We start from the raw sequence: 13,068 nt of genomic DNA on the forward strand, positions 1-13,068 counted from the left end.
GGCACCCGGTAAAGGAATCATCAGATGTCGCCCTATGGATTCACACTGCTCACCACGTTGATGCTCGGACTCTGCCTGACGGCGAGTGCCGAGCCTTTGGACGAACCCCTCAAACCGCTGCCACCGGTGCCTGCGCAAGACCCTCAGCGTGTAGAACTGGGTCGTCAGCTGTTCAACGAAACGCGCTTGTCGGTCAACAACCGCCTGTCCTGTGCCAGTTGCCATCACCTGGAAAAGGGCGGTGCCGATAACAAGCAATTTTCCATCGGTTTCGACGGCAAGCCGCTGGTCCTCAACACCCCCAGCGTGCTGAATGCCAGCCTGAACTTCAGGCAGTTCTGGAATGGGCGGGCCGACACCCTGGAAGACCAGGCTCACGCAGTGGTGGAAAGCCCCACTGAAATGGGCAGCAACTGGGAACACGTGGTGCAAATGCTGGCCACTGACCCAGCCTACCGCTCGGCGTTTGGCAACGCTTACCCGAATGGGGTTACGGCGGCCAATGTGCAAAATGCCCTGGCCACCTACGAGCGTACATTGCTCAGCGCCAATTCGCGTTTCGACCAGTACCTGCAGGGCAACACCGACATTCTCAGCCTCGATGAAAAATACGGCTACCAACGCTTCAAGGACTACGGCTGCATCGCCTGTCATCAAGGGGTAAACATTGGCGGCAACATGTTCCAGAAATTCGGGGTGATGGGCGATTACTTCCAGGCGCGGGGCAATCCGACCGAATCGGACCTGGGCCGCTACCTGGTGACCAAGGACGAGGAAGACCGCAACGTGTTCAAGGTTCCCAGCCTGCGCAATGTCGCGGTGACCGCACCGTACTTTCATGACGGCACGGCGAAAACCCTCGAAGACGCCGTTGATGTGATGTTCAAGTTCCAGCTGGGACGCGTCCCCTCCGATAAAGACAAGGCCCTGATCATCAAATTCCTCAAGACCCTGACCGGCGAGTGGGGAGGCAAACCATTATGAAAGTGTCCCGTCGAGTCAGTTTGCTGTTGCTCACCGGCATGACCGTCTTGCTGGCCTCGATCCTGCTGTTCCTGTATCTAAAGTCCAGTTCGGATCAAACCTCGACCTACACCGAATCGCGGGATCTGATCCGCCAGATAAAACAACTGGACGCCCAATGGGAAACCGAGATCCTCAAGGCCCGGATCGCCCTCGTCCACAACTACGATCCACTGGTTTCGCCGCTGACCGAAATGAGCCGTCTGTGGGAACGATTCGACTCGATGGAGTCCAGACATGGTCGCAACGACTCGACACAGTGGCAAACCAGCCATGACGCTTACCTGAACGCGATCAAGGAAAAGACCCGGCTGGTCGAACAATTCAAGTCACACAACGCGGTGCTGCGCAATTCACTGGCGTTCCTGCCGACCGCCGAAGACGACATTCAGGGCCAGCTCGCCCGCCTCACGGACGACGACAAACTACAAATGCAGAACACCGCCACCGACACCTACGATCTGCTACTCAGCAGCCTGGAGTTCGCCCAGGTCACGTCCGACGACAAAGCCGCCGACATCCTGCTCGGCTTGAACAAACTGGCGGTGAACAAAGACCGACTGCCTGCCGAGTTCCACACACCGGTGGAGATTCTCAGCAACCACATTGCGCTGATCCTGCGTGAACAACCACTGGTCAACAGCCTGCTGGAACGGATCGAGGCAGTCCCCGTGTCCGAGCGCCTGGACAACATCACCAGCCTGCTGGACAACGATCAACAACAGGTCGATGCAGTCGATCAACGCTACCACTTCTACATGGCGGTTTTCTCGGCGCTGCTGGTGCTGTTGCTGCTGTTGCTGGCCAATGGGCTGCTACGCAGCTTTGCGGAAATCAACCGCGTCAACAAGGACCTGCAAGCAGCCAATGAAAGCCTGGAACATCGGGTCGAGGAGCGCACCCGCGAACTCAAGGACACTCAAAGCGAGCTGCTGGACACCGCACGCCTGGCCGGGATGGCCGAGATCGCCACCAACGTGCTGCACAACGTCGGCAATGTGCTCAACAGCGTGAATATCTCTGCCGACCTGGTCACCCGCAAACTGCGCAACAGCAAGGCGCTGGGGCTGGGCAAGGCGATGCAGTTGATCAACGAGCACCCGGGCGACCTCGGCCACTTCATCACCGAAGACGAGAAAGGCAAATTGCTGCCCGGCTATCTGAATCAACTGGTGGAAGCCATTGCCCTTGAGCAGCAGAGCATTACCGACGAACTGGCGCAATTGAGCAAAAGCGTTGACCACATCAAGGACATCGTTGCCACCCAGCAGTCCTACGCCGGGGCCAACAGCCTGATGGAGCCGCTGCAAGTCAGCGAACTGCTCGAAGACGCCCTGCGCATGAACTCGGGCGCCCTGACCCGCCACCACGTCACCGTGGTCAAGGACTACGCCGAAGTACCCAAGGTCATGGGCGATAAACACCGGATGTTGCTGATTCTGATCAACCTGATCAGCAACGCCAAATACGCCATGTCGGACCTTAGCGATCGCCCCCGGGAAATGACCCTGGGGGTCAAGGTGGTCGACGACGCCACGCTGCAAGTCAGCGTCAAGGACGAAGGTGAAGGCATCTCGGCCGAAAACATGACCCGGATCTTTGCCCACGGCTTCACCACGCGCAAGGAAGGTCACGGTTTTGGTCTGCACAGTTGCGCCCTCGCTGCCATCGAGATGAATGGCCACCTGACAGCCCACAGCGACGGTCCGGGAAAAGGTGCACTGTTCACCTTGAAAATCCCCTTGAAAATCGCCGAAGGTGAAACATGAACAAGTCATCGAATCGACGCATTCTGCTGATTGACGACACACCGTCGATCCATGACGACTTTCGCAAGATCCTGACACCTGCACCGCCGCAACACGGCGAACTGGACGAGATGGAGTCCGCGCTGTTCGGCACGCAAATCAAAGCGGCGAGCACCCGCTTCGAACTGGATTCGGCCTATGCTGGCCAGGAAGGCTTGAGCAAACTGGTCCAGGCCAAACACGACAATCGCCCCTATGCACTGGCGTTCGTCGACATGCGCATGCCCCAGGGCTGGGACGGCGCCGAAACCATCGAACATTTATGGCAAGCCGATCCGCGTTTGCAGGTGGTGGTCTGTACGGCGTATTCCGACTACTCCTGGGATGACCTGCTCAATCGCTTGCAGGCCCACGACCGGCTGCTGATCCTGAAAAAACCCTTCGACAACATCGAAGTCCAGCAAATGGCCAATACCTTGACCAGCAAATGGGACATGACCGAGCGCGCCAGCGTGCAACTGGATCAGTTGGGGCACCTGGTAGAACGACGGACCCGGCAGTTCCAGCAAGCGAGCGTCGAACTGCAACAGGAGATCGACGAGCGCAAGCAGCTCGAAAGCCAGTTGATACAGTCGGAAAAACTCGCTTCCCTGGGGCAACTGGCGGCGGGTGTCGCCCATGAAATCAACAACCCCATCGGCTTTATTTCTTCGAACCTCGGCGCTCTGGACGGTTACTTCAAGCAGTTGCAAGTCATGCTCGACGCCTATCAGAGGGCCGAAGAAGCCATTGGCTCCATTGAGCTTCTCGAACGGCTCCAAACGTTGCGTAAAGAAGTGGAACTGGACTTCCTGCGTGAAGACATTCCGCTGCTGATCAAGGAGTCCAAGGACGGCATCAACCGGGTCGGGCAAATCGTCAGGGACCTGAAGGACTTCTCACGCGTAGACACCAGCCAGGAGTGGCAGTCGGTCAATCTGCAAGCGGGTATTGATTCGACGCTGAACATTGTCGCCAACGAACTCAAGTACAAGGCCGACGTGATCAAGCACTATCAGACGCTTCCCGAGATCGAGTGCCTGCCCTCGCAGATCAATCAGGTGATCATGAACCTGATCGTCAACGCCGCCCAGGCCATGGGCCCCGAACGCGGGACCATTACCCTGAGTAATGGGGTTGCCGGGGAAAAAGTCTGGATCGAAGTGGCGGACACCGGCTCAGGCATCGCGCCCGAATGCCTGCAGAAAATCTTTGATCCCTTCTTCACCACCAAACCGGTGGGCCAGGGGACCGGATTAGGCCTGTCATTGTCTTACGGCATTGTGAAAAAGCATCGTGGCGACATTACCGTGCGCAGCGAAGTCGGGGTGGGCAGCACCTTTCGGATCGAGCTGCCAATCCGCCAGTCAACACCTGTTGCCTGAACGGCCCGAGAGCCGGGTATCGGTCTATGGATGCACAGTGGTTGCTCCAGCAAGGAAATCGCCCGTAAGCTGGGAATCTCTGCCGAAACCGTGAAAGTCCATAAGAAACACATTTACAGCAAGCTGGGGATCAAATCCCGGTCCGAGCTGTTTTCGATATTTCTCCAGGCACAAAACGCCTGTAAAACCTGCTGCGTTGAATGAACCACCTTGTGGCGAGGGAGCTTGCTCCCGCCGGCCGGTCCGCGCTCAGGCGCAGCAGTCGCAAAACCGGTTGACGGATTTTGTCTGGCTGAACGCGGTGCCTTTATTGGGACCGCTTCGCGGTCCAGCGGGAGCAAGCTCCCTCGCCACACAGAAGCACACCGTGCATAACCAATGAGTCCGAACCCAAGGAAACCGTATGAGCCTGTCACTCCTGAGCCGCTACGCCTTCTTTGCCGTCTGTGTGATCTTCACCCTCGCCAGTCTGCCGTTTCTTGAATACGACTGGCTCTGGCCAATCTCCATCGTCACTGGCCTGCTGAGCCTGCTGGGTATTTTCGACCTGCTGCAAAGCCCCCACGCGGTACGCCGCAACTACCCGATCCTGGGCAATATCCGTTATCTGGTCGAAGGCATTCGCCCGGAAATCCGCCAGTACCTGCTCGAATCCGACAGCGACGCGCTGCCCTTCTCCCGGGCCCAGCGTTCGTTGGTCTATTCACGGGCCAAGAACGAAAGCGCCGACAAACCCTTTGGCACGCTGATCGACGTGTACCAGTCGGGTTTCGAGTTCATCGGCCATTCGATGCGCCCGGCCCCCGTGAGTGACCCGAGCAGTTTCCGGGTGGCCGTTGGTGGCCCGCAATGTACAAAACCGTACTCGGCCTCGGTCTTCAACATCTCGGCCATGAGCTTCGGCTCGCTGAGCGCCAACGCAATCCGCGCCCTCAACCAGGGCGCCAAACTCGGCAACTTCGCCCATGACACCGGCGAAGGCAGCATCAGCCCCTACCACCGCGAACACGGTGGCGACCTGACCTGGGAACTGGGCAGCGGCTACTTCGGCTGCCGCACCGCCGATGGACGCTTCGACCCGGAGCGCTTTGCCGCCCAGGCTCAAGACCCGCAGGTGCGGATGATCGAAATCAAAATGAGCCAGGGCGCCAAACCTGGCCACGGCGGCATCCTGCCCAAACACAAAGTGACCCAGGAAATCGCCGACACTCGCGGCGTTCCGATGGGCCAGGACTGTGTGTCGCCGTCCCGCCACAGCGCGTTCTCCACGCCGATCGAAATGATGCATTTCATCAAGCAACTGCGTGAGCTGTCGGGCGGCAAACCAGTGGGCTTCAAGTTCTGCCTCGGCCACCCGTGGGAGTTCATGGGCATTGCCAAGGCCATGCTGGAAACCGGCATCCTGCCGGACTTCATCGTTGTCGACGGCAAGGAAGGCGGCACTGGCGCTGCGCCGGTGGAGTTCACCGACCACATCGGCGTGCCGATGCGTGAAGGCCTGCTGTTCGTGCACAACACCCTGGTGGGGCTGAACCTGCGGGACAAGATCAAACTCGGCGCCAGCGGCAAAATCGTCAGTGCCTTCGATATCGCCAGCGTGCTGGCAATTGGTGCCGACTGGGCCAACTCGGCCCGCGGCTTCATGTTCGCCATCGGCTGCATCCAGTCGCAAAGTTGCCACACCAACAAGTGCCCGACCGGCGTCGCCACTCAGGACACCCTGCGCCAACGCGCATTGGTGGTACCGGACAAGGCCCAGCGCGTGTTCAACTTCCATCGCAGCACCCTCAAGGCCTTGGCCGAAATGCTCGCCGCGGCAGGCCTCGAACACCCGTCGCAGCTGTCGGCCAAACACCTGGTACGGCGCATGTCAGCGACCGAGATCAAACTGTTTTCCCAATTGCACGTGTTCCTCAAACCCGGCGAGTTGCTGACCGGGGAAGTGAATGGCGAGTTCTATTCACGGATGTGGCAGATGGCCCGGGCTGACAGTTTTGAGGCGAATGAAGTGGCCGCTTGAAGATAGTTTTTATGCCAATCTCGTCGCGAGATTGGCGCTCTTTCCAAGGAAGAAACAGTGCTGAAAGTAATTGCCCGGGATTTCATCAAACCCGAACATATCGAAACCGTCCGCCCGTGGTACACCGAATTGGTGGAGAAAACCCGACAGGAGCCGGATTGCATTGCCTACGACCTGTTCGTCGATCAGAAAGACCCGGGGCATTTCATCTTCGTTGAGCAATGGCCGAATCAGGCCGCGCTGGACGCTCATTGCCAGTCAGAACACTTCAGACGGCTGGTGCCGCAAATCAACCGCTATCAGGCCAAAGATTGCATTGTTGTGCTGATGGATGAATTCTGACCTCCATGCAAGATACAAAAGAAGTGAACGAGTGTTCTATTCACGGATGTGGCAGATGGCCCGGGCTGACAGTTTTGAGGCCAATGTTGTGTAATGCATACTCGCGACTATCAGGTGGCTGGGTAGCACATCCGCCGCCGGTGGTGGCGGTGGTGGTGGTTTGCTCTGCCGAGGCGCGGGTCACATAGAGTCGAAGCTCCATGTCCCCCACGCCTTGCGCGAACAGGCACTGCCAATTGCCTGGAAAGTGGTTTTCTTCATCCGCCAGGCGAGTCGATGTTACCCACCACACTCGCTTGATGTCGGGCGATACACTGACAAGGTTGTCGAGAAAGACCTTATCCCGATCCTGATAAATCAACGTGGACGCGCCATAACCGTTAGGTCGGTGAGCCGTACTGTTATCCCAGGGCGCCTGATACAGCCTTGGTTGAATGTCGGAGCGATTGTAGTAAGCAACGCTGTAATACCAGTACGCGCCATCCACAATGATGTTATCGCCTGCGATCGCATTTTCATTGATACGCGACACAATATCGTCAAGCGGATACTGGGACGCATTGCGTGGATCATCCAGATCATCTTGTTGTTGATAGATTGTATTCAACCCCATGAGTTGAACGCCGACCATCAACAAGGCCGACACCCACGCCAGGGCACGCGTGCGATGTGCTATCCGGCTGATTGCCAACGCCACTATCATCGGCAAGCCCAGCGCCGCAAAGGCCATGTACCGTTCAACAAAAATGGGAAAACCGAACGACACCACAAAAACAATCAACACCGGCAACAGCACGTAGATAACCAGTAACAGCTCAAGTTTCAACCGGCTTCTTTCCTTGAACCCGACCCACACCACCGATGCCATTACCAGCGCCGGAAGCATTACATAAATCGGGCTGGCAAACTCCAGTCCACTCTTCACCGTTAAAAACTTCCAGACCGCTGAAGGCAACGTATAGATCGTCAATTCAGGGATCCAGAAAATATCCCCTCCGGTCTCTAGCTTCTCCGTATTTAAAAACAGCTCATTACCCAGACTGATCAACCAGGGAATATAAAGAACAACAATGGCCACATTCGCGCCCCACCACTTGGGCCGCGAAAGGTAATGCAGCGTTTTATCTCGCTGAAGACGCAAGACAACGAGGTATAGCCAGTGAGACAGCAGACATAAAACAGCCAGGTAATGGGTGTATAACGCGGCCGTCATGAGCACGAGATAGCTCATCAGGTATCGGTTGCGAGCGCTTTTAAGCCAATAGACCAAGGCGATGGTTGCGCCCAGCAGCCATACCCCCTCCAGCGTATACATCCGGGCTTCCTGGCTGTAGCGAACGGATATCGGTAACAAGGCCAGAAACAACCCGGCCAACAAGGCCACCCTCGGTGTGCTGATCAATCGCATCAGCCACATGCCCAACGCGACTGTCGCAACCCCCGCCAGCGCACTCAGGGCCCGAATCGCAAACACCCCTTCACCAAAAATCGCCATCCAGGCATGGAGCACTAAAAAATACAGCGGCGGATGAACGTCATGCCCCAGGTGAAACCAGATACGCCCCGGCGACTGAACCCCCACCAACGCCGAGAACGCTTCATCGGTCCAGAAATAAGGAAGGTTGATGCAGTAAAACCGAACAACAATCGCGAGCATCATGACCAGCACCCACCCACCGTTATCTACCGATGAGCGCAGGGATAGAAACCCCGTATCGTCACGACGCAGAAAGCGCATATTTTCTCCCCGACAACGTAAACCTGATAGAAACAGGTGCCTGTCCACGGACGACTACCCTCATCGTGAATCCGTGTTTACGCTAAACACTCTCGATAAAACGGCCTGCAGTCATCGGTAAAGGCTAGCCAAAGGAGCTGCCCCGGATTGGTTTTTTTTGATTCCTCACGGAATTCCGGGACTTACTGAAAATAATCGGACGTCCCCATCCCCCTGGATAAAGGTATCGAGCAGCCGCCAGTTTTCAGGGATAACGACCGGCTGCGCCCCGTCACCACCGCCGTCCAGCACCCACACCCGACCTGAGCCCGGTGTCAGGCCTTCAAGGTTATCGAGATAGACCTTATCTGCGTTTTTTTGAGTCAGTGTCGAGGTTAGATAGCCGTCGGGACGTCCGGAAGTACCGTCCTTTTGAGGGGGCGTATACAGCATCGGTGTCACGCCAGTCTTGTTGTAATACGCAAAGGGATAGTAAAGAAACCGGTTGGCTACCACGACACCGTCATCGGGACGGGCAGAGGCATTGATGTAGTCCGCCAACGCATCGACTTTGTTGACTTCGGCATACACAACGTGCCCCCGTTGATGAACGTTATATAACCCGACACTTTCCATCGACACTATCAATAGCAACAGAACAAAAAATAACGCTTTTGCGCGCCCCCACAGTGCATCCAGTGCCACCGCAAGGATCATCGGAAAGCCCAGCGCAGCAAACACAAAATAACGGTAAATAAACAGTGGCCGAACCAGAGAGACCCCTGCAATCAATACCAACGGGAACCAGGTATAGATAACGAGCAGCGTGCTGAATCTTTTCTCACTCGTGTCCCGCATGACAATGACTGCCGACACCAGCAACATCAATAACGGCACACTATAGAACAGCCAGATTGATTCTTTCGGCCCATCGCTATAATTCACAAACTGCCAGAACGCTGAAACCACCGTAGGAACGTCCAGCGGCGCTATCCAGTTAAAACCGGAAAACCTTAACTGGTTCATCAGGCTCGGGACCCAGGGCATGAACAGTAAAACGACCACTCCATTGGCCAGCCACCACGCAGGCGCTAGCAACTGTTTTTGTTGTGCTTCGCGTTGAAACCTCAATACCAAAAGCCAAGCCCAGTGTGCCGCCATACACACAGCCGCAAAATAGTGAGTATAAAATCCTGCGACCATCACTAACGTATAGATGGCAAGCGGCCAATGACTGCCTGAGCCTTTTACCCAGTAGACGAAAGCAATCGTTGCGCTAACCATTAACAGCGCAAGCAACGCATACATGCGAACTTCCTGACTGTAGCGTACCGCTATGGGCAGTAACGCCAACATGGTTCCGGCGAGCATCGCCGCCCGTCGCGTACTGACCAGACGAACCAGCCAGATGCCCAGCCCGACGGTGACGACGCCCGCCAGTGCGCTCAGGCTTCGAGCAGCAAAAACACCCTGTCCGAACACATTCATCCATTCATGCAACACCAGATAATACAGCGGCGGGTGCACATCCCGGGCCGTATGGAACAGGATTTGAGAGGGTGAATATGAACTCAACAGCAAGGTAAACCCTTCATCGGCCCAGATAGCAGGTTTACCCAAGTCGTAAAAACGCACCCCTGTCGCCACTAGAATAATCAGCAGGACCCAGCACTTGCTCTGGAGAGTGCTGGCACTCGGGCGGTTAACCTGGTTTACCACTTATCCTCTCCAGAAGAGGGCACTTCCTTCATAACGATAAAGCCATAATCGCCAATCACGTACATAGAATAAAATTTGCTGTCCACCACGGGCGTGTACCGTTGATACCCTACCAGGGTCGCATTTTTCCGTTCATTTTCGGTAACGACATTGGTAATTCCCTCCCTGAGCAGATTTTCAGACAGCATGTAAAAATCAATATTGAGTATGTATTTCAATACCGGGATCTGTTCAAAGCTTGCCTTGGCGCTCAGCAACCAGTTGTTTGAATAGCTAATCGCCATGTATATCCGCTTCGCATCGCGCAAGCCTTGATGAGAAGCAATATCATGGGCCATATTGAATTCAGCATTCAGTCCAAATTCTTTCTGCATATTCAGTACCCGCCCATACGCATATGACATCGACAGCATACTCAGCAACGGCACAATCAATACAACACCGAGCCTGGCATCAACCGTCACCAACCACTGATGAGCCAGGTAAAACAAAAACACCAGCAGCACACCAAAACCCAACAGCGTTCTGGCGCCCTCATGGAAAAACCTGAACAACAGGGCCGAACCTGACACCAGAAAAACCAGGAATAAAACCATCAGAAAATACAAAAAAAACAGCAGCATCTTATTTAATGATGTCTCTTTCCCCTGGGTGACAGTTCGCCCAATCAGCCCTCCCCCAACGACCGCACACACCACCATCAGCCACGCCAGCCAACGATTCCCTCCCTGAAAAAGCAATCCGATTTTTCCGACTAATACGCCTGCATTGTTCAGGATCAGCAACAGCCCGCTCGTATTGAACGGAATCATCTCCAGGCGCTCATGGGTCATGAGTGGATAAGCCAGCAAGAAATAAATGATCAAGCCTGCTACCAACTGCACCGTTTTCACTCCTGCCATTGATAATAAACAGGCAAGGGACTCCTTATTATCAAGAGCTCTCACGAACTCGATGCAACACAGCCCCAAAAACACATTGATACTCAGTTGATACAAGCTGAGCCCCACTGCAATCAATGCGCCAGGCACCAGTGCCTGAACGACGCCAGCTTTATGTTGAAATGCCACCGCATAGATCACCACCACCAGGCTCAACGCCGTTGCTGGCCCGTCATATTGATACGATAAATTCTGTAGAAAAAACGGGTTGTACCACAATGGTAGTAGCACCAGACAGCATGAAACAGTCGGTGCTTTGTAGTAATGCATCGTCAGTTTCGTCAAGGCAAACGCCATGGCAAGCGTGGCGATCAGCAAGGGTAAGGGGAACATATCGGGCGCGCCCGAGGTGAAGCTCAAGGTGTTGTAAAACAGTTCGACCAGTAACCGTCCCTGTCCCGCCCAGCCAGTACCGGCCGCCAAGGACCGCCAGTTATCATCTATATAGTAATAATCGACCAGTATCAGAGGGAGTACATAAACAAGAGTGGCAAGTAGAAAAAACACAAACACTTCACGACCGGGCAACGCCCTGCTCAATACACTCGCCACCTTCATTTCGGCGCTCCTTTGCCACCCACAATATCTTTCACCACGTACCTCGGTCGGTGTTTCGATTCAATATAGATCCGCCCCACATACTCACCCAATATGCCAATACCAATCAGTTGAACCCCCCCCAGGAATAAAATCGCGGTCATCAACGAAGGGTAACCTGGCACGTTATTGCCGAAGAAAATCTTGTCCAGCACCATGTAAATGGCGTAGATAATTGCAAACAGGGAAATCGCGCTACCGACATACGTCCACAACTGCAAGGGCACTGTACTAAAAGACGTAATCCCTTCCAGCGCCAGATTCCAGAGTTTCCAGAGATTGAACTTGGTGGTACCCGCCACACGCTCGGCCCGTTCGTATTCGACAACTGCGGTATTGAACCCCGCCCATGAAAGAATGCCCTTCATGAACAACCGATGCTCCGGGAGCGTGCGAATCACATTCACGACCTTGCGGTCCATTAACCGGAAATCACCGACGTTCTCTTCTATCCGGGTATAAGCGATCCGGTTCAACAGGTGATAGAACAGTGCGGCGCTGTGCCGCTTCATATAACTGTCAGCGGCGCGATCATGGCGCTTGGCAAGTACCACATCAGCCCCGTTCTGCCACTCCCGGATCAACAAGGGGATCACATTGATCGGGTCCTGCAAATCGACATCCATCGGTATCACCGCATCGCCGGTGGCGTACTCCAACCCGGCAAATAACGCCGGCTCCTTGCCAAAATTGCGCGAAAAATTGATGACCAGCACATGCTCGTCAGCCAACGCGATGGCTTTGGCCTGTGCTGGCGTCTGGTCGGAACTGCCGTCATTGATGAACACGATCTCGACGTCACAATCAGCGATCGACAGTTCCTGACGAACCGCCTGATAAAACAGGTTAATCGCCTGTTCTTCATTGAAGACGGGAACAATCAGCGAGATCTTCACTGCTCACGCCCCCGAAAGATGAAATATTTCGAGTAAAAAAAACCGCAGACCAGGCTGATACCGGAGAAGACCACCAACGTCACCAACCCTGGCAGCAGTAACTGATCCGCCCCATACCCCACGCCATAACTCAATACGCCCATGAACCCGATAAACAGCACATACCGTGGAACACTGGTTCTTTGTTTGAAGGTGTATCGCGCATTGGCATAAAAGGAAAAAGAAACGGCCAGACAAAAGCTCACGAAGTTACTGGGTGCCTGACGAAAACCCATGACTGTGTGCAGAACAAAAAACGTCGACCAGTGGATCAACGTATTAAGCAGGCCAACCGACACGAATCTGGGGAAACCGTGAAATGCGGCTCTCATGTCCATTGCGTTTGTTTCCAGTCTGAACACCTGCCCAGTTGAAAGCTTGGCACCCTTGGTCCGCTTGTCTATTTTCCAGTCAACAAATAGACCAATGGCTAAAAATGCTGTTCTAGCAACGCGCTTCAACGTTCAGAGATACGCCCCTGGCTCGCCCCGTTCGCCGCTGAGACATCCGGTAATATCCGGCCTTTGCAATTGCCGCCAAATCGCGCCACCCTGCGCGCCGCCGATGTGCGGCGCACAGTCTTTTGCCCCGCTGACCACCCT

The 13,068-nt window shown here is 55.1% G+C and carries 10 protein-coding genes and 1 pseudogene; 6 read left to right on the top strand and 5 right to left on the bottom strand.

What is annotated here, in order from left to right; all coding sequences use genetic code 11:
* Positions 1-24: 24 nt before the first annotated feature.
* The 6 genes and pseudogenes from KRR23_RS01745 (at position 25) to KRR23_RS01770 (ending at position 6,557) form a co-directional block, all read left to right on the top strand.
* The gene (locus KRR23_RS01745) at positions 25-984 is read left to right on the top strand and encodes a cytochrome-c peroxidase (RefSeq protein ID WP_216741087.1); all 960 of its coding nucleotides are present in this window, start codon (positions 25-27) and stop codon (positions 982-984) included.
* Complete coding sequence (locus KRR23_RS01750; protein ID WP_216741088.1) at positions 981-2,792, top strand: DAHL domain-containing protein; 1,812 nt, start codon at positions 981-983, stop codon at positions 2,790-2,792. The genes KRR23_RS01745 and KRR23_RS01750 overlap by 4 nt, the downstream gene beginning before the upstream one ends.
* Positions 2,789-4,195, top strand: coding sequence for an ATP-binding protein (locus KRR23_RS01755; protein ID WP_216741089.1), 1,407 nt, complete (start codon positions 2,789-2,791; stop codon positions 4,193-4,195). The genes KRR23_RS01750 and KRR23_RS01755 overlap by 4 nt, the downstream gene beginning before the upstream one ends.
* Positions 4,196-4,399: pseudogene (locus KRR23_RS01760) on the top strand (response regulator transcription factor); the annotation flags it as partial.
* Between the two features lie 199 nt (positions 4,400-4,598).
* Positions 4,599-6,215: an FMN-binding glutamate synthase family protein gene (locus KRR23_RS01765; RefSeq protein ID WP_216741090.1), complete on the top strand. Its 1,617-nt coding sequence runs from the start codon at positions 4,599-4,601 to the stop codon at positions 6,213-6,215.
* A 57-nt stretch (positions 6,216-6,272) separates the two neighbouring features.
* Positions 6,273-6,557 (top strand): putative quinol monooxygenase, encoded by a 285-nt coding sequence (locus KRR23_RS01770; protein WP_054595853.1) that lies wholly within the window; start codon positions 6,273-6,275, stop codon positions 6,555-6,557.
* A 40-nt stretch (positions 6,558-6,597) separates the two neighbouring features.
* Here the strand turns inward: KRR23_RS01770 and KRR23_RS01775 are convergent, their stop codons facing one another.
* From KRR23_RS01775 to KRR23_RS01795, 5 genes are all read right to left on the bottom strand, one after another.
* Complete coding sequence (locus tag KRR23_RS01775) at positions 6,598-8,295, bottom strand: glycosyltransferase family 39 protein (protein WP_216741091.1); 1,698 nt, start codon at positions 8,293-8,295, stop codon at positions 6,598-6,600.
* Positions 8,296-8,460: 165 nt separating this feature from the next.
* Positions 8,461-9,993 (bottom strand): glycosyltransferase family 39 protein, encoded by a 1,533-nt coding sequence (locus tag KRR23_RS01780; RefSeq protein WP_216741092.1) that lies wholly within the window; start codon positions 9,991-9,993, stop codon positions 8,461-8,463.
* Positions 9,987-11,492 carry a glucosyltransferase domain-containing protein gene (locus tag KRR23_RS01785; protein WP_216741093.1) on the bottom strand — a complete coding sequence of 502 codons (1,506 nt, stop codon included), beginning with the start codon at positions 11,490-11,492 and terminating at the stop codon, positions 9,987-9,989. Before KRR23_RS01785 ends, KRR23_RS01780 begins: the two co-directional genes overlap by 7 nt.
* The gene (locus KRR23_RS01790) at positions 11,489-12,427 is read right to left on the bottom strand and encodes a glycosyltransferase family 2 protein (RefSeq protein ID WP_216741094.1); all 939 of its coding nucleotides are present in this window, start codon (positions 12,425-12,427) and stop codon (positions 11,489-11,491) included. Before KRR23_RS01790 ends, KRR23_RS01785 begins: the two co-directional genes overlap by 4 nt.
* Entirely contained in the window at positions 12,424-12,927 is a 504-nt protein-coding gene (locus KRR23_RS01795) for a GtrA family protein (RefSeq protein WP_367880637.1), read from the bottom strand. Before KRR23_RS01795 ends, KRR23_RS01790 begins: the two co-directional genes overlap by 4 nt.
* Positions 12,928-13,068: the final 141 nt, after the last annotated feature.

This window comes from Pseudomonas sp. CVAP#3 (genome assembly GCF_018986375.1).
GTDB lineage: Bacteria > Pseudomonadota > Gammaproteobacteria > Pseudomonadales > Pseudomonadaceae > Aquipseudomonas > Aquipseudomonas helvetica.